Raw genomic sequence first — 18525 nt, 5'->3', positions numbered from 1 at the left:
GCTCCCCTCGCCTGCAAGCGGCCGTCTTCCAAGGCGGCGGCGCCGTTCCTGCCCATGAGCCGCGCCGAGATGGACGCGCTCGGGTGGGAATCCTGCGACATCGTCCTGGTGACGGGCGACGCCTATGTCGACCATCCCAGCTTCGGCATGGCCATCATCGGCCGGCTGCTCGAGGCGCAGGGATTCCGGGTCGGCATCATCGCGCAGCCCGACTGGCAATCGGCGGAGCCGTTCAAGGCCCTGGGCCGGCCGGCGCTGTTCTTCGGCGTCACCGGCGGCAATCTCGACTCGATGGTGAACCGCTACACGGCGGACCGTCGCCTGCGCCACGACGACGCCTACACCGCGGGCGGGGAGGGCGGCCGGCGCCCGGACCGCTCGACCATCGTCTACACGCAGCGCTGCCGCGAGGCGTACAAGGACGTGCCGATCATCCTCGGCGGCATCGAGGCCTCGCTCCGCCGCATCGCCCATTACGATTACTGGTCCGACAAGGTGCGCCGCTCGATCCTTGCGGATGCGAAGGCCGACCTGCTGCTCTACGGCAATGCCGAGCGCGCCGTGGTCGAGGTGGCGAACCGCCTCGCGGCCGGCGCGGCGCCGCACGAGCTCGACTCCGTCCGGGGCGTCGCCCTGTTCCGCCGCGTGCCCGCGCACTACGCCGAGCTGCCCGCCGACGATCTCGATTCGGCCGACGAGGCCGCCAGCCGCCGCCCCGGCGAGACCGTGATCCGGCTCCCCGCCTACGACGAGGTCAAGGACGACAAGGAGGCCTATGCCCGCGCCTCGCGGGTGCTGCACCGGGAGGCCAACCCCGGCAACGCCCGCCCCCTCGTCCAGCGCCACGGCGACCGCGACCTGTGGCTGAACCCGCCGCCGATCCCGCTCTCCAGCGAGGAGATGGAAGCGGTCTACGACCTGCCCTACGCCCGCGCCCCCCATCCCGCCTACGGCGACGCGAAGATCCCCGCCTGGGACATGATCAAGTTCTCCGTGACGATCATGCGCGGCTGCTTCGGCGGCTGCACCTTCTGCTCGATCACCGAGCACGAGGGCCGCGTCATCCAGAACCGGTCGGAAGGCTCGATCCTGCGCGAGATCGAGCGGATCCGCGACAAGACCCCGGGCTTCACCGGCGTGATCTCGGATGTCGGCGGGCCGACGGCGAACATGTACCGGATGGCCTGCAAGGACCCGAAGATCGAGGCGGCGTGCCGGCTGCCGTCCTGCGTCTTCCCGGACATCTGCCCGAACCTGAACACCTCGCACGACGACCTGATCCGGCTCTATCGCAAGGTCCGCGAGGTCAAGGGCGTCAAGAAGGTGATGGTGGCCTCCGGCGTGCGCTACGACCTCGCGGTCCGCAGCCCCGAATACGTCGAGGAGCTCGTGACCCATCACGTCGGCGGCCGGCTGAAGATCGCTCCCGAGCACACCGAGCGCGGCCCCCTCGACCTGATGATGAAGCCGGGGATCGGCACCTACGACCGCTTCAAGGAGATGTTCGACGCCGCCGCCGAGAAGGCCGGCAAGAAATACTACCTGATCCCGTACTTCATCGCGGCCCATCCGGGCACGACCGACCAGGACATGATGAACCTCGCCGTCTGGCTCAAGAAGAACGACTACCGCGCCGATCAGGTGCAGACGTTCCTGCCCTCGCCGATGGCGACCGCCACGACGATGTACCACACCGAGATCAATCCGTTGCAGGGCGTGCGGCGCGGCGGCAGCGAGCCGGTCGACGCGATCAAGGGGATGCGCCAGCGCCGGCTGCACAAGGCGTTCCTGCGCTACCACGACCCCGAGAACTGGCCCCTGCTGCGCGAGGCGCTGCGGGCGATGGGCCGCGCGGATCTCATCGGGCCGCGGCCGGACCAGCTCGTCCCGCTCTCGCAGCCGCCGGGAACGGGCCTGGGCAAGGCGGGCGGCCAGCCGCGACCCGGGCGCCATCCGGGCGCGCCGCGTTTCACCACGAAGGGCGTGCCGCTGCGGAAGTGACGGCCGCGCGCATCGGGCGTTCCATGTCGGGATCGAGCGCCGAGCGCGGTTCCATCCGCCCCCGGATCGTCCCCCGGGGCGGCACGCCGCGACGGCGTCAGGCTCTGCCGAAACGAGGGGTTCCCATGCCACGCATCCTCCACGCCGCAGCCCTCCTCCTCGCCCTCGGCGCGGGCGCGGCCGAGGCCAGGGTCGTCCGCCTGGAGATCGCGTCCAAGCAGCCCTACGGCACGTTCGCGGCGGGGGCCTATGCGCGCTGGGAGGGGCGCGTCGTCGGCGAGCTGGCGCCCGGCGAGGCCGGCATTCCCGATCTCGACAGGGCGACGCGCAACGCCGCCGGCAGGGTCGAGTACGCGGCGCGGGTGATCCTGTTCCTGCCGGTCGATGCGGCCGCCGGCAACGGCGCGCTGCTGGTCGACGTGCCCAACCGCGGCAAGGCCTACGCCCACGCGCTCTACAACAGCCCGCGGGCGCTGCCGATGGCGTCGGGCAACCTCGATGCCGGCACCGGCTTCCTGGAGGATCGCGGCTACCGGGTCGCCGAGGTGTACTGGGAGCTCGGCCAGGGCGCCGACCTGCCGTCCTTCACCGACGGCGAGGGACAGCGGCGCTTCGTCGAGGGGGTCGGCTTCGCCATCGTGCGCGATACGGCCGACTTCCTCGCCCACGCGGCGGCCGATGCCGCGGGCACGCCGAACCCGCTCGCCGGCAGCGTGAGCCGGACGCTCGCCACCGGCAAGTCGCAGGATGGGCGCTTCCTGAAGACCTTCCTGCTGCACGGCTTCAACCGCGCCGACGGCCGGCGCGTCTTCGACGGGATGCACGTCTTCGTCTCGGGCGCGGGGCTGCTGCCGATCCTGCGATCGGGCACCGGGCCGGGATCGAGCGCCGACGGCGCGCCGAATTTCGCCGATCCGGAGTTTCCCGGCGTCCACGACGGGCCGCTGACCATCGGCGCGATCGTCGCCGCGGCCGAGGCGCGGGGCGAGGTGGCGCCGAAGGCGATGCTCCTGAATTCGACCACGGATTACGCGTCGCTGCGCGCCTCGCTCGGCCGCACCGGCGCCACCGGCACCGAAGACCTCGCGCTGCCGGCCAACGTCCGGATGTACGACGTCGCCGGCGCCTCGCACGTCACCGTGGTCCGGGCCGAGGCCTGCAGCCTGCCGCCGGGCCGCCTCGACTGGGCTCCCGTGGCCCGGGCCACGCTCCAGCGCCTCGACGGCTGGGTCGCGCAAAACCTCGCCCCGCCCGAGACCCGGCTGATGCCGCTGGTGCCGGCCACCGGCGACGCGAGCGTGCTGCAGGCGCCCAGGACCCTGCAGGGGGCGGTCGTCCAGGTGCCGCGGCGCGACGCCGACGGCAATCCCGTCGGCGGCGTGCGCCTGCCCGACATCGCGGCGCCGCTCGGCGTCCACGGCCTGCAGAACGCGCCGCTGTCCACCTTCACCTGCTCGCTCGTCGGCGCCTACCGGCCCTTCCCGCGACGGGCGACCGAGGGCGGCCCGCCGTCGCTGGCCGAGCGCTACCGGAGCCAGGCCGACTACGTGAACCGGGTGCGCGAGGCCGCCCGGGAGGCCGAGGCCCAGGGCTTCCTGCTGCGGGAGGATGCGGCGGTCATAGTCGACGCCGCCGCCGCGGACCCGATTTTCGGCGGGACGGGGCCGACGGCGGCCCCGCGCTGATTGCGGCCGGCGGGGCGGGTGCTACGGTCCGCCCGGCATTTGCGCCACGCGAATCGCCGGTCGGCCCCGAGGGGCCGACCGGCGCGACAGGGCGAGGACGATCATGCTGGGATCGGGGTTCGGGCGTCGGATCGGCCTGCTGGCCGGGCTCCTGATCGCGGCGCCGTCGACGACGCCGTCCTTCGCGCAGGCGCCGGCGCCCGCCGCCCGTGCCGTCCCCAGGCCGGCGCCCGCGGCCCGGCCCGTACCGGCGATCGCAAGGACCTTCGTGCGCGAGGGGCTGGCGAGCGCGGCCGTGCGGCTCGAAACGTCGCTGAAGGGCGAGGCCGCCGGCGCGCTCAAGGGGCCCGGGCAATCCCGCCGCACCGCCGAGGCGCTGCTCGCCGACGAGAAGGCCGCCGAGGCGCTGCCGCCCTTCGCCGCCGCGGTGGCGGCCGACCCGTCCGACGTCCAGGCCTGGCTCGGCTACGCGCGGGCGGCCGACGCGGTCGCCGGCGACGACGAGAACAAGGATTACGAGGGCCGCGCGCGCCTGCGCGGCCGGGCCCCGGCCGCCGCCTACCAGGCCTACCAGCGCGCGCGGAGCGCGCCCGAGGCGGCCGAGGCCCTGGCGCTGCTCGCCGAGATCCAGGGCGGCCGGGCGGAGTGGCGCCCGGCGCTCGAAGCCTACGGGGCGAGCCTGGCCCTGAACGACGTGGCGCCCGTGCGCGAGGCCTACGAGACGATGCGCGCCGAGCACGGCTTCCGCATCCTCGACTACAAGGTCGACGCCGACGCCGCCGCCCCGCGGGTGTGCTTCACCTTCTCCGAGCCGCTGGCGGCCAAGGCCGACTTCGCCCCCTTCGTCGCGGTGTCGGGCGCGACCAACGCCGCGGTCACGGCCGAAGGCTCCCAGGTCTGCGTCGACGGGCTGAAGCACGGCGGCTCCTACGCCTTCGTCGTGCGCCAGGGCCTGCCCTCCGCGGTGGGCGAGAGCCTGCTGAAGTCGGCCGACTACGAGGTCTACGTCCGCGACCGCGCCCCCCAGGTGCGCTTCACCGGCCGCAACTACGTCCTGCCCCGCACCGGGCAGGCGGGGGTGCCGCTGGTCTCGGTCAACGCACCGAAGGTCGACGTCGAGGTGCTGCGCATCGGCGACCGCGGCCTGCTGCCGTCGCTGCGGTCGGAGGAGTTCCTGGGCCAGCTCAACGGCGCCACCGCCCGGACCATCGCCGCGCAGAAGGGCGTCCAGGTCTGGAAGGGCACGCTCGACACGGCCAAGGCCGAGGTCAACCAGGAATCGGTCACCGCCTTCCCGGTGCTCCAGGCGGTGGGCCGGCTCGAGCCCGGCCTCTACGTGATGCTGGCGCAGGCCTCGGGCACCGCCGCGACCGCGGAGGGCGAGGATGGCGGCTACGAGGCCAAGGCGACGCAGTGGTTCGTGGTCTCCGATCTCGGGCTCACCGCCTTCAAGGGCCGCGACGGCGTCCACGTCTTCGCGCGCTCGCTCGCCAGCGCGACGGTGGTCGCGAACGCCGAGATCCGCCTGATCGCCCGCAACAACGAGGTGCTGGCCGCGCGCCGGACCGACGCGAGCGGCCACGCCGCCTTCGATCCGGGGCTCGCCCGCGGCGAGGGCGGCGTCGCCCCGAGCCTGGCGGTGGCGCAGGTCGGCGACGATTACGGCTTCCTCGACCTCGACCTCGCCGCCTTCGACCTCACCGACCGCGGCGTGAAGGGCCGGGCCGACGCCGGCTCGATCGAGGCCTACGTCTTCCCCGAGCGCGGGGTCTACCGCTCCGGCGAGACCGTGCAGATCACCGCGCTCCTCCGCGACGGGCAGGGCAAGGCGGTGCCGAGCCTGCCGCTGACCCTGGTGGTCAAGCGCCCCGACGGCGTCGAGTACCGCCGCGTCTCGGTGGCCGACCAGGGCCTCGGCGGGCGCGCCCTGCCGCTGCCGCTGCTCTCGGGCGCGATGCACGGCACCTGGCGGATCCAGGCCTTCACCGATCCGAAGGCGCCCGCCGTCGGCGAGGCCTCGTTCCTGCTCGAGGACTACGTCCCCGAGCGGCTCGAGGTGACGCTGAAGCCCGAGCAGCCGAGCCTGCGCCGGGGCGAGGCCGCCCGGGTCGCTGTGGCGGCGCGCTACCTCTACGGCGCGCCGGGCTCGGGCCTCGACGTCTCGGGCAGCGTCACCGTGCAGGCGGCGGCCGCGAGCGGCATCAAGGGCCTGGACGGCTTCTCGGTCGGCCTCGACGACGAGGCGATCGAGGCCTCGACCCAGGAGATCGAGGCGCGCGCCGCCACCGACGCCAAGGGCGAGGCCGTGGTCGCGGTGCCGGTGCAGGCGCTGGCCGCGCCGCGCCCGGTCGAGGCCAAGATCACGCTCGCGGTCGGCGAGCCCGGCGGGCGGGCGCTGTCGCGCAGCCTCACCCTGCCGATCCTGCCCGAGGGCCCGGTGCTGGCGATCCGCAAGGGCTTTGGCGACGACCTGCCCGTCGGCGGCACCGCCGGCTTCGACGTGGTGATGGCCGCGCCCGACGGCACGCGCCTGGCGCAGGCCGGCGCGACCTGGACGCTGTCGCGGCTGGAGCAGACCTACCAATGGTACCGCGCCGACGGCCGCTGGTCGTTCGAGCCGGTGAAGTCCGTGCGCCGGGTCGCCGACGGCACCCTCGACCTGAAGGCCGACGCGCCGGCCAAGGTGGCCCAGGCGCTCGGCTTTGGGAAGTACCGCCTCGAGGTCAGCGCGCCGGGCCGGCCGGGGGCTGCGGCCTCCGTCAGCTTCAGTGTCGGCTGGAGCGGCTCGGAGACGGCCGAGGTGCCCGACCTCCTCGACCTCACCCTCGACAAGGCGGCCTACACGGCCGGCGACACCCTGCAGGCGCGGCTGAACCCGCGCTTCAAGGGCCGCGCCACCGTCACGGTGGTCGGCGACCGGCTGCAGGCGGTGCTCGACGTGGACGTGCCGGAGGGCGGCGCCACGGTGTCGATCCCGGTCAAGGCCGAGTGGGGCGCGGGCGCCTATCTCGTCGCCACCGCCTACCGGCCGCTCGACCAGGCCGCCAAGCGCCTGCCGGGCCGGGCGCTGGGGCTGGCGTGGTTCTCGGTCGACCGGGCCGAGCGGGCGCTGACGGTCTCGGTCGAGGCCCCGGAGAAGACGCGCCCGCGCCAGGACCTGACCCTGCCGATCCGGCTCCCGGGGCTCAAGGCCGGCGAGGCGGCCCGCGTCACCGTGGCGATGGTCGACGTCGGCATCCTCAACCTCACCCGCTACGAGGCGCCGAACCCGGTCGCCTACTTCCTCGGCCAGAAGGCGCTCGGACCCGAGATCCGCGACCTCTACGGGTACCTGATCGACGGGATGCAGGGCACGCTGGGCGCGATCCGCTCCGGCGGCGACGGCGCCGGCGGGGAGCTGGCCGACGCGCCGCCGACCCAGGCGCCGCTCGCGCTCTATTCCGGGGTGGTGACGGTGGCCCCCGACGGCAGCGCCAGCGTCACCTTCCCGGTGCCGGCCTTCAACGGCACCGCGCGGGTGATGGTCACCGCCTGGAGCGGCAGCCGCGTCGGCCAGGCCTCGGCCGACGTGATCGTGCGCGATCCCGTGGTCGTCACCGGCACGCTGCCGCGCTTCCTCAATGCCGGCGACCGCTCCCGCGTCTTCCTGGCGCTCGACAACGTCGAGGGGCAGGGCGGCGACTACACCCTCGACCTCGACCTGTCGGGGCCGGTGCTGGTCGGGGCGCAGGCGGTGCGCACGACGATGCGGCTGGAGGCGGGCGCCAAGGGGCAGCTCGTGGTGCCGATCACCGCGGCCGGGCCCGGCACCGCGAGCCTCGACCTGACGCTCTCCGGCCCGGGCCTCGCCGCGGGCGTCGGCCAGCGCTTCACGCTTCCCGTCTCGCCCGGCACCGGCGCGCTGGTGCGGCGCGAGGTGCGCACGCTGGCGCCCGGCGCGAGCCTGCAGATCTCCGGGGACCTGCTCGCCGACATCCTGCCCGGCACCGGCACCGTCTCGGTGGCGGCCGGCGCGCTGCCGGGCATCGACGTGCCGGCGCTGCTGCTGGCGCTGGACCGCTACCCCTACGGCTGCTCCGAGCAGGTGGTGAGCCGGGCGATGCCGCTGCTCTACGTCAACGCGCTCGCGGCCAAGGACAGGCTGGCCCTCGACGACACCGTCGACGCCCGCATCCGCGAGGCGATCGAGCGGGTGCTGTCGCGCCAGGATGCGAGCGGCGATTTCGGGCTGTGGTCGGCGCAGGGGTCGAACGACCTCTGGCTGTCGGCCTACGTCACCGACTTCCTGACGCGGGCCCGCGAGCGCGGCTTCGCCGTGCCGCAGGTGGCGTTCGGCCAAGCCCTCGACCGCCTGCGCAACGCGGTCGCCAACACCACGGAGGTGCGCGACGGCGGCACCGACCTCGCCTACGCGGCCTACGTGCTGGCCCGGAACGGCCGCCCGGTGATGGGGGACCTGCGCTACCTCGCCGACACCAAGCTCGCCGACTTCGCCACCCCCCTCGGGCGGGCGCAGATCGCGGCGGCCCTGGCGCTCCTCGGCGACCGCGGCCGCGCCGCCAAGGCGATGGAGTCCGCGCTGACGGCGCTCCGGTCCGAGCGCGACAGGCAGAGCTACCGCGCCGATTACGGCTCGCGCCTGCGCGACGGCGCCGGCCTGCTGGCGCTCGCCGCCGAGACCGGTTTCTCGCAGGCCGCGCTGACCCCGGTCTCCGCGGTGCTTGTCGAGGAGCGCGCCTCCGGGCGGGTCACCAGCACGCAGGAGAACACCTGGATGGTGCTGGCGGCCCAGGGCCTGACGCAGGAAGCCGACGCGCTGTCCTTCACCGTCGACGGCGCGCCCCAGGCCGGCCCGCTGGCGCGGAGCTACCGGGCGGCGGCGCTGGAGCGGCCGGTGGCGATCGCCAACACCGGCCGGGCGCCCGTGCAGGTGGTGGTCGGCGTCTCGGGCAATCCCGTGTCGCCCGAGCCGGCCGACGCGCGCGGCTACGCCATCGAGCGGAGCTATCACCGCCTCGACGGCAGCGTCGTCGACCCCGCCCGCGGCATCCGCCAGAACGACCGCCTCGTGGTGGTGCTGAAGGTGACGGAGGCCAAGGCCAGCGCCGGCCGCCTGCTGCTGGTCGACCGCCTGCCCGCGGGCCTCGAGATCGACAACCCGAAGCTCCTCGACGCCGACGCGCTCACCGGCCTCGCCTTCGCGAAGTCCGACGTGCAGCCGGTCCACACCGAGTTCCGCGACGACCGCTTCGTGGCCGCCTACGACCGCTCGCCCGAGCAGTCGGCCTTCTTCACCGCCGCCTACACCGTCCGCGCGGTCTCGCCCGGCACCTACGTCCACCCCGGCGCGACCATCGAGGACATGTACCGCCCCGAACGCTTCGGCCGCACCGCGTTCGGCTCGGTCGAGATCGGGGCGGCGAAGTAGGGATGGGCGGCCGCCCGCGCGTCCCTCCCCCCTCTGCGGGGGAGGGGACCCTGCGGAGCAGGGGGGGAGAGGGGACCGCGTTGTCCGGAGACAGCGCTCCCCTCTCCCGACCCCTGCTCACGCAGGGGCCACCCTCCCCCGCCGAGGGGGAAGGGACGTGGCGCGGGTTTGTCATCATCATCGCGATTCTCGTCGCCATCCCCCCCCTCGCCCTCTGGCGCTTCGCCGCCGCGCTGCCGCCCCTCGACCTGGCGCAGGCGGACCTGCGCTCCACCATCGTGGTCGACGCCCGCGGGACCCTGCTGCGCCCGTTCGCGACGCCGGACGGGCGTTGGCGGCTGCCGGTGACGGCGGCGTCCGTCGACCCGCGCTATCTCGCGATGCTCACGGCCTACGAGGACCGGCGCTTCGCCGACCATCCCGGCATCGACCCGGCGGCGACGCTGCGCGCCGCGTGGCAATGGCTGGCGCACGGACGGATCGTCTCCGGCGGCTCGACCCTGTCGATGCAGGTCGCCCGCCTGGTCGAGCCGCGCGCCGAACGCTCGCTCGCCGCAAAGCTCCGGCAGATGGTCCGCGCGGTCGCGCTCGAGCGGCGCTTCGGCAAGGCCGGCGTGCTCGACCTCTACCTCGCGCTCGCGCCCTATGGCGGCCCGGTCGAGGGCGTGCGGGCGGCGGCGCTCGCCTATTTCGGCCGCGAGCCGGCCCGGCTCTCGTTCGCCGAAGCCGCCCTCCTCGTCGCCCTGCCGCAGGCGCCCGAGACCCGCCGGCCGGACCGCTTTCCCGCCAACGCCCGCCGGGCGCGGGACCGGGTGCTCGACATCGTCGCCGCCCGCGGCGCGATCACGCGCAGCGAGGCCGCCGCCGCCAAGGCCGAGCCGGTGCCGGACCTGCGACGCCCGTTCCCGATGGCGGCGGCGCACGCGGCGGAGGCGGCCGTCGCCGCCGACCCGTCGGCGAGCGTGCTGCGCCTGACCCTCGACGGCCGGCTCCAGGCGAGCCTCGAGCAGCTGGCGACGGAGCGCGCGCAGGCCGCGGGGCCCGGCCTGTCGGCGGCGATCCTGGCGATCGACAACCGCACCGGCGCGGTGCTCGCCCAGGTCGGCAGCGCCGGCTACCGCGACGCCGCGCGCCGCGGCGCCATCGACATGACGCTGGCGGTGCGCTCGCCGGGCTCGGCGCTCAAGCCCTTCATCTACGCGCAGGCCTTCGAGAGCGGGCTCGCCCATCCCGAGACGCTGCTCGACGACCGCCCGGCCCGGTACGCGGCCGCCTACGCGCCCGAGAACTTCGACCTCACGTATCAAGGCACCGTCACCGCCCGCCGCGCCCTGCAGCTCTCGCTCAACGTGCCCGCCGTCGCGCTGATGGAGGCGGTCGGCCCGGCCCGCTTCATCGCCCGCCTCAGGGCCGCCGGCGCCGCGATCCTGCTGCCGCGCGACGCCGCGCCGGGCCTACCCGTGGCGCTGGGCGGCCTCGGGATCACGCTGACCGACCTCGCCCGGCTCTATGCCGGCCTCGCCCGCGGCGGCGCGATGCCCGACCTGATCCGCCGTGCCGACCGGCCGGCGCCGCCCGACTCCGCGCGCCGCGTCGCCGAGCCGGTGGCGGCCTGGTACGTCGCCGACATCCTGCGCGGCGCACCGCCCCCCGAGAACGCGCTGCCCGGCCGCATCGCCTACAAGACCGGCACCTCGTTCGGCTATCGCGACGCGTGGGCGGCCGGGTTCGACCGGCGGGTGACGATCGCGGTCTGGGTCGGGCGGCCGGACGGCGCCGCGGTGCCGGGCCTCGTCGGGCGCGCGGTCGCCGCGCCGATCCTGTTCGACGCGTTCGCGCGCTTCGGCGGCGAGCCGGAGCCGGTGGCGCAGCCGCGCGACGCGCTGGTCACCACGTCGGCCGGCCTGCCGCCGCCGCTCCGCCACATCCGCCGCGACGCCCCCAAGACCCTGGCCGCCGCCGACACCGCGCCCCTGAAGATCGCCTACCCGCCCGACGGCGCCCGGATCGATCTCGGGCTTCAGGATCACCCGGGCGAGGCGGCGCAGCAGGCGCGCCTCGCCCTGAAGGCGCTGGGCGGCGTGCCGCCGCTGACCTGGATGGTCGGCGGCCGCCCGGTGGCCGATTCCCCCCGCCGCCAGTCCGAATGGGTCCCGGACGGCGCCGGCTTCGCCCGCATCTCGGTCCTCGACGCGACCGGCGCGAGCGACAGCGTCGTGGTGCGGCTGGAATAGGCGCGCCGGCATCCCGGTGCCGATCGTGCGCGTCGCACGCCTCCAGAGGTTTGCCGGGTCTGCGGGCGTGCTCGCCGAGCCGGGCGCACGGGACGGGCGCAGACCGCCTTCGCGACGAGCCTCCACGCGGAGGACCGAGCGGATCGGGCGCCCGATTGCACCGCGTGTCGCCCGATCCTATGGCGATCGTGGCGGCGGCCTCGTCCAAGGCGAAGGTTCAGGCCGTGCTGGCGCGGGCGCAGGAGAGCGGCCTGATCGCGAAGAAAGGCGGGCGGATTTCCGGGCGCGTGTCGCCGGAACTGATCGAGCGCGCGAAAGCCCGCACCGGCATCCGGTCGGACACCGAGCTGGTGGAGTTCGCCCTGGCCAACCTGGCGATCGAAGACGATTTCGCCGACGTGTTTCGAGCGTTGAGAGGCACGGTCGATCCCGGGCTGGACCTCGGATTCTAGCGCATGGCGTTCGACTTCCGGTCCGCCGAGCGGTTTCGGAGGCAGGCTCCGGCCAGGACCCTGGGACGCCGACCCGACGACCGTCTTCCGTTTCTCGGGACGGAGGCATCGGCCGGGAACGGCCTTCTCCTCGATACCTGCGTCTACATCGACCAGATGCAGGGCAGGGCGCCCGCGATCGTCGCGGATCTGCTCGCGATCCGGCTGGTGAACCACAGCACCGTCGCCGTCCAGGAGCTGATGCATACGGTCGGCGCGCTGGATCCGGGCGACGCCCGGACCGAGGGCGCCGTCCGGCGATCGAAGCGGCGATCGATGCCATGCCGGCGCATCGCCTGTTCGTGCCGGATGCCGACATCCTCGCCCAGGCCGCCGTGTATGCGGGCATCCTCGCGCGGGTTCAGGGCTACGGCCGCGACGAGCGGATGAAGGCCCTCCACGACTGCGTGCTGTTCGTGCAGGCGATGAAGCACGGGGTCGCCGTGCTGACCCGCAACGTGCGCGAGTTCGACGCCCTGCTTCAGATGCGGGCGGACGGGCGGGTGCTGTTCTGCCGGACCTGAGGGGGCGCGCGGGGCGGCGGACCGAGCCGGGCGCCTGCCGCTCCGGTCCGAGGGCCGGCCGGCGATCGGCTTGCCGCGTCGCGCCTCCCCCGTAACCCTTTGCAAAGGCGGATGTGGCGTCTATCCGTTCGGGCAGGGCCGCCCCGCGGCCGAGTTCCGCGTCGCCAAGCCCGCGGCCGAGTTCCGCGTCGCCAAGCCGGACGACCAAGTCCGAAGACCAAGTCCGAAGAAAACGCCCGGAGCGTGCCATGAATGCCGTGATCCTCGACGCCCTCGACCTCTCCGCGCTGCTGTGCTCCCGCGTCTGCCACGACGTGATCAGCCCCGTGGGCGCGATCGTGAACGGGCTCGAGGTGCTGGAGGACGACCAGGACGAGTCGATGCGCGAGTTCGCCCTCGACCTGATCCGCAAGAGCGCGCGCCACGCCTCCGCCCGCCTGCAATTCGCCCGGATCGCCTTCGGCGCAGCGGGCTCGGCCGGCGCCTCGATCGATCTCGCCGACGCGGAGAAGGTCTCGCGCGGCATGTTCTCCGACGAGAAGACCCAGCTCAGCTGGAGCGCGCCGGTGGCGCTCTACCCGAAGAACAAGGTCAAGCTGCTCCTCAACCTCGTGATGATCGCCACCGGCGCGATCCCGCGCGGCGGCCTGCTCGACGTGACGGTGACCGGCGACGGCGAGGCGCCGACCCTGGTGCTGGTCGCCAAGGGCTCGCATGCCCGCATCCCGCCCCATGTCGAGGCGCTGATCGCCGGCACGCCCGAGAACGGTGTCGTCGATGCCCACGGCATCCTGCCCTACTATGCCGGCCTCGTCGCCCGCGCCGCCGCCATGAACGTCCGCTTCTCCATCGAGGGCGACACCGTGACGATCCGCTCGGAGCCGGTCGCCGCCGCGGTCGAGCCGGTGATCGAGACCGCCCCGGAAAGCTCCGAGGACGACCGCCCCTCCGACAGCGAGCCGTCCGACACCCTGCTCGCCTGAGGAGCACCGGCTTTTCCCTCCCCCCGACGGATCTCGGGCCCGCCCGAGATCCGCACCCCGTGTGCCCGAGGCGGGCGAGCCCGGCTTGGGTGCGGGGGAGGCTTGGGTGCGCCGTCCACGCGCGAGACGCACGCGGGAGATCCGCCGCGCTGCGTCACATTGAGCGCGTGCGCGACTCCCGGGAAACTTGGCCGGCGGGCGCCGGGTCTCTCCCATAGGCGCGGCCGGGCTCCGGCCGCCGATCAGGAGATCCGAACATGGCCCTCGACACGCGCGACATCTACGTCACGGCGCTGAAGAACACGCATGCCCTGGAGATGCAGGCGCTCCAGATCATGGAGCGTCAGGTCGAACGGCTGCAGAACTATCCCGAGATGGAGGCGGCGCTCCGCCGCCACATCGACGAGACCCACGGCCAGCGCACCCGCCTGGAGGAGGCGCTGCACGGCCTCTCCGAGAGCCCCTCGGCGCTCAAGGAGGGCTTTCTCGGCTTCGTCGGCAACATGATGGCGCTCGGGCACGCCCCGGCCCAGGACGAGATCCTGAAGAACGCCTACGCCAACCACGCCTTCGAGAACTTCGAGATCGCCGCCTACACCTCGCTGCTGGCGATCGGCGAGGCGGCGGGCCAGCAGGGCCATGCCGCGGCCTTCCAGCAATCGCTGAAGGAGGAGGAGGGCATGGCCGCCAAGGTGCGCGAGCTCGTGCGCCCGACGACCCTGCGCTACATCGAGCTGACCACCGCCGGCGCCAAGGCCGACCGCTAGGCCGGGCGAAGACCGGACCGCGACGCATTCGACGCGTCGCGGTCCGGCTCCCCGCGACGGCGGGGCGGCGGCCCGCCGGACCTCATGGGTCCCGACCCACGGGACTCGGGATGAGCGGGCCGCGTCCCTGGGGCGTTGCCCGCGACCGGCTTTGCGCCCTATGTCGGGCGGGTCGGCCGTGCCGGCCCGCCAGGACGAGACAGCCCGATGCGCTTCACCGGAACCGAGTCCTACGTCGCGACGCCCGACCTCACGGCGGCCGTCAACGCCGCCATCGTGCTGGAGCGGCCGCTGCTGGTGAAGGGCGAGCCCGGCACCGGCAAGACGGTGCTGGCCGAGGAGATCGCCAAGGGGCTCGGCGCCGACCTGCTCACCTGGAACGTCAAGTCGACCACCAAGGCGCAGCAGGGCCTGTACGAGTACGACGCCGTCTCGCGGCTGCGCGACTCGCAGCTCGGCGATCCCCGCGTCTCGGAGATTTCCCATTACATCCGCCGCGGCAAGCTGTGGGAGGCCTTCACGGCCGACGCGCGCCCGGTGCTGCTGATCGACGAGATCGACAAGGCCGACATCGAGTTCCCGAACGACCTGCTGACCGAGCTCGATCGCATGGAGTTCTTCGTCTACGAGACCGGCGAGACGGTGAAGGCGGCCCGCCGCCCGGTGGTGATCATCACCTCGAACAACGAGAAGGAGCTGCCGGACGCGTTCCTGCGCCGGTGCTTCTTCCACTACATCAAGTTCCCGGACGCGCAGACGCTGGGGCGAATCGTCGAGGTGCACTATCCCGGCATCAAGCACCGCCTGGTCGAGGAGGCGCTGCGGGTGTTCCTCGAGACCCGCGAGGTGCCGGGCCTGAAGAAGAAGCCCTCGACCTCCGAGCTGCTCGACTGGCTCAAGCTCCTGGTCTCGGAGGACGTCGACCCCGAGACCCTGCGCGAGACCAACGCCCGCAAGCTGATCCCGCCGCTGCACGGCGCGCTGCTCAAGAACGAGCTGGACGTGAGCCTGTTCGAGAAGCTGGCCTTCATGATGCGGCGCGAGGGGCGGGGGGGCTGAGCCTTCCGCTCTTCCCCTCCACCCCCTCATCCTGAGGTGCCGCAGCGAAGCGGAGGCCTCGAAGGAGGGTTCCAGGGACCGCGCGACCTCGGGAGGGCTCCTTCGAGGCCCGCTCGCGCGGGCACCTCAGGATGAGGCGATGAATTGGGAGCAGCGGAACGCCGCCTGCCACCTTGGCCAAAACGCGGCCGTCAGATCGAGAGAACCAAGAGCCGCCGCATGAAGATGAAGAAACTCGGCCGCACCGGCCTCGACGTGTCCGCCCTCTGCCTCGGCTGCATGACCTACGGCATCCCCGAGCGCGGCCCCCATCCCTGGACGCTGCCGGAGGACGAGAGCCGCCCGCTGATCCACCAGGCGCTCGACCTCGGCATCAACTTCTTCGACACGGCCAACTACTATTCCGACGGCACCAGCGAGGAGATCGTCGGCCGGGCGCTGCGCGATTACGGCGACCGCGACAGCCTCGTCGTCGCGACCAAGTGCTACTACCCGCTGACGGACCGGCCCAATGCCGGCGGGCTGTCGCGAAAGGCGATCTTCGCGGCGATCGACGCCAGCCTGAAGCGGCTCGGCATGGACCACGTCGACCTGTTCCAGATCCACCGCTGGGACTACGAGACCCCGATCGAGGTGACGCTGGAGGCGCTGCACGACGTGGTGAAGGCCGGCAAGGCGCGGTATCTCGGCGCCTCGTCGATGTATGCGTGGCAGTTCTCGAAGGCGCTCTACACCGCCGATCTCCACGGCTGGACCCGGTTCGCGACCATGCAGAACCACGTCAACCTGCTGCATCGCGAGGAGGAGCGCGAGATGCTGCCGCTCTGCCGCGACCAGGGGATCGCCGTGCTGCCGTGGAGCCCGCTCGCCCGCGGGCGGCTGACCCGCGACGCCGACGCCACCAGCGCGCGCCAGGACAGCGACGCCGTCGGCAAGGGCCTCTACGACGCGGCGGCCGACGCCGACCGGGCGATCATCGCCAAGGTCGCCGAGATCGCCGAGGCCCGCGGCGTGCCGCGCGCGCAGGTGGCCCTGGCCTGGATCGCGGCCAAGCCCGAGGTCGCTGCGCCGATCATCGGCGCCGCGAAGCCCGGCCACCTGACCGATGCGGTCGCGGCCCTCGACCTCGTGCTCACGGACGACGAGATCGCGGCGCTGGAGTCGCTCTACACCCCGCATCCGATCGTCGGGTTCGCCTGATGCGCCGCCTGCTGCTCCTGCGCCACGCCAAGTCGGACCGGCCGGCGGGCGTCCCCGACATCGACCGGCCCCTCGACGCCCGCGGGCGCGAGGCGGCGCCGCGGATGGGCGCCTACCTCGCGAGCGAGGGCCTGCAGCCCGACCTCGCCCTGGTCTCGCCCGCAAAGCGCACGCGGGAAACCTGGGAGGCGGTGGCCGCCTCGCTCGGCGCGGTTCCCGCGCAGATCGTCGAGACGATCTACGAGGCGCCGCCGGCATCGCTGCTCGAGGCAGTCCGCGCCGCCCCCGATTCCGCCGAGACGCTGATCCTGGTCGGCCACAATCCCGGCATGGAGGCGCTGGCCGACCGGCTGGTCGGCGCCGGCCCGCGCGCGGCGCGAAGCCGCCTCGCGCAGGGCTTCCCCACGGCGGCGCTGGCGGTGATCGAATTCGATGCGGAAAGCTGGGGCGCGATCGACGGCGACGGCCGCCTGGAGCGGTTCGTGCGGCCGAAGGACCTCAGCCCGGACCTGACGGATTAAGTCATCGTCCCGAAGCCGGTTGCAGGCTCTCGGACGAAGCCGATGCCTGCGCCCGGCGCCTCAGAGATCGCCGAAGGCCAATTGCCCCTGGTTGCGCCGGGGCGCCGGGACGGTCTTCGCCTTGGCCGGGGTGCTCTTTCCTGCGGCGCGCTTCGCCGCGGGGGCCTTGCGCGCCGTCGGCTCGCCGCGCAGGCGGGCCAGGGCCTTGTCGCGGGCCACGGCCTCGGGGGCGTGCGGATCGCCGTCGAGCCACTTGCCGCGCTTGATCACCTCGTTGACCCGGCCCTGGTTCACGCCGACCTTGAAGGCGATCTCCTGCTGCGTCATGCCGGTGGAGGCGTGCAGGTCGAGGATGGCGTGGGCCAGCTCCGGCGTCATCTTCTGGCCGGTCAGGCGCCGGGCGGGCTTCACGGTGCGGATCGCGCGGTCGCGCTCGCGCAGGCGCTCCAGCAGGGCGAGCGCCATGTTCATGCCGTGCTCGCGCAGCGACTCCTCGAATTCCTTCAACGTCGCCATCGGCGAATGATCCTTGTGCGGGCGAGACCGCCCGGAACAGGGGGAGAACGTGCCGCCTTCGCATCGGTTGCGCAAGGCGTCGCGACTGCGGCATCCCGGGATGACAGGATGCCGGCGCCGTCATCCACCGGTAAAACCGCCGCGCTGGCCCTCGCCCCGAGCCTCGGCTAAACCCGCGGACCCGCGACGCCGGCCCCGCGACAGGACACGCGACCCGCATGATCAGCCCGATCCTCACCGTTCCCGCCTCGGGGCCCGCCTCGAACGGCTCGCTCGCCGCGGCCCTGGAAGGCGGCGCGGTGCTGATGTTCCCCGATCTCGACTTCCCGTTCAGCGACTTCGAGCGGCGCTTCACCGAGCGCCCCTTCGCCGACGGCAAGGCCAAGAACGTCAACATCCGGGGCGAGGCCGCGACCCTCCGGGGCGCCGCCGGCACGCCGGAGGAGCAGGAGGCGCTGCGCCAGCTGCTGGTGCGCTACCGGGCGTTCTCCAAGGACCTGATCGCGCGCCACCTGCCGGAATACGCGAGCGGGATCAGCCTCGCCGGCACGTCGTACCGGCCCTTCGACGTCGACCGGCGCAAGATGAGCTGGCGCCGCGACGACACCCGGCTGCACGTCGACGCCTTCCCGTCCAACCCGATCGGCGAGAAGCGCATCCTGCGGGTGTTCCGCAACATCAACCCGAGCGGCCAGCCGCGCCTGTGGCGGGTGGGCGAGGATTTCGGCTCGATGGCCGACAAGTTCCTGCCGAAGCTCCCCGGCTACTCGGCCCTCTCGGCGCGGCTGCTCGCCGCCCTGCGCATCACCAAGGCGCGGCGCTCGGAATACGACCACCTGATGCTGCACCTGCACGACGCGCTCAAGCAGGACGCCGACTACCAGGCCGGCGCGCCCCAGGCCGACGTGGAGTTCCTGCCGGGCCAGACCTGGGTCACCTTCTCCGACCTCGTGATGCACGGCGCCATGGGCGGCCGCTACATGCTGGAGCAGACCGCCTACCTGCCGGTCTCCGCCCAGGCCGACCCGGACAAGAGCCCGCAGCGGATCCTGGCGCGCAAGCTCGGCCGCCCGCTCCAGTAGGCCTCCCGCCGCAAAGGACACGACACCGATGATC

At 73.4% G+C, this 18525-nt stretch carries 13 protein-coding genes; 12 read left to right on the top strand and 1 reads right to left on the bottom strand.

The window, feature by feature from the left end; genetic code table 11:
* Nucleotides 1–54: 54 nt before the first annotated feature.
* From MKK60_RS16380 to MKK60_RS16330, 11 genes are all read left to right on the top strand, one after another.
* Nucleotides 55–2001: a YgiQ family radical SAM protein gene (locus MKK60_RS16380; RefSeq protein ID WP_409567415.1), complete on the top strand. Its 1947-nt coding sequence runs from the start codon at nt 55–57 to the stop codon at nt 1999–2001.
* A 125-nt stretch (nt 2002–2126) separates the two neighbouring features.
* Nucleotides 2127–3686: an alpha/beta hydrolase domain-containing protein gene (locus MKK60_RS16375; protein ID WP_243987344.1), complete on the top strand. Its 1560-nt coding sequence runs from the start codon at nt 2127–2129 to the stop codon at nt 3684–3686.
* A gap of 103 nt (nt 3687–3789) precedes the next feature.
* On the top strand, nt 3790–9114 hold the full coding sequence (locus MKK60_RS16370; protein WP_243987342.1) for an alpha-2-macroglobulin family protein: 5325 nt from the start codon (nt 3790–3792) through the stop codon (nt 9112–9114).
* Between the two features lie 2 nt (nt 9115–9116).
* Nucleotides 9117–11348, top strand: a complete 2232-nt coding sequence (pbpC, locus tag MKK60_RS16365) for a penicillin-binding protein 1C (protein ID WP_243987340.1) — start codon at nt 9117–9119, stop codon at nt 11346–11348.
* Between the two features lie 179 nt (nt 11349–11527).
* A complete protein-coding gene (locus MKK60_RS16360; protein ID WP_243933694.1) occupies nt 11528–11800 on the top strand; it encodes a hypothetical protein in 273 nt (90 codons plus the stop codon).
* 320 nt (nt 11801–12120) lie between these two features.
* Nucleotides 12121–12363, top strand: coding sequence for a hypothetical protein (locus MKK60_RS28610; protein WP_313901134.1), 243 nt, complete (start codon nt 12121–12123; stop codon nt 12361–12363).
* A 248-nt stretch (nt 12364–12611) separates the two neighbouring features.
* Entirely contained in the window at nt 12612–13346 is a 735-nt protein-coding gene (gene chpT, locus MKK60_RS16350; RefSeq protein WP_243987338.1) for a histidine phosphotransferase ChpT, read from the top strand.
* A 257-nt stretch (nt 13347–13603) separates the two neighbouring features.
* Complete coding sequence (locus MKK60_RS16345) at nt 13604–14113, top strand: ferritin-like domain-containing protein (protein WP_147860068.1); 510 nt, start codon at nt 13604–13606, stop codon at nt 14111–14113.
* Between the two features lie 207 nt (nt 14114–14320).
* On the top strand, nt 14321–15172 hold the full coding sequence (locus tag MKK60_RS16340; protein WP_243987329.1) for an AAA family ATPase: 852 nt from the start codon (nt 14321–14323) through the stop codon (nt 15170–15172).
* Between the two features lie 219 nt (nt 15173–15391).
* Nucleotides 15392–16372: an aldo/keto reductase gene (locus MKK60_RS16335; protein ID WP_243987327.1), complete on the top strand. Its 981-nt coding sequence runs from the start codon at nt 15392–15394 to the stop codon at nt 16370–16372.
* Entirely contained in the window at nt 16372–16893 is a 522-nt protein-coding gene (locus MKK60_RS16330) for a SixA phosphatase family protein (protein ID WP_243987326.1), read from the top strand. The genes MKK60_RS16335 and MKK60_RS16330 overlap by 1 nt, the downstream gene beginning before the upstream one ends.
* A gap of 60 nt (nt 16894–16953) precedes the next feature.
* Here the strand turns inward: MKK60_RS16330 and MKK60_RS16325 are convergent, their stop codons facing one another.
* Nucleotides 16954–17409 (bottom strand): RNA polymerase subunit sigma-70, encoded by a 456-nt coding sequence (locus MKK60_RS16325; RefSeq protein WP_243933690.1) that lies wholly within the window; start codon nt 17407–17409, stop codon nt 16954–16956.
* Between the two features lie 218 nt (nt 17410–17627).
* Here MKK60_RS16325 and MKK60_RS16320 point away from each other — a divergent pair, with 218 nt between their 5' ends.
* Nucleotides 17628–18491, top strand: coding sequence for a Kdo hydroxylase family protein (locus tag MKK60_RS16320; RefSeq protein WP_147729053.1), 864 nt, complete (start codon nt 17628–17630; stop codon nt 18489–18491).
* Nucleotides 18492–18525: the final 34 nt, after the last annotated feature.

Origin of the sequence: Methylobacterium sp. J-092 (assembly GCF_022829325.1) — a bacterium.
Taxonomy (GTDB): Bacteria; Pseudomonadota; Alphaproteobacteria; order Rhizobiales; family Beijerinckiaceae; genus Methylobacterium.
Note: the sequence above shows the minus strand (reverse complement) of the source record. Positions and strands in the feature narration are given on the sequence as shown.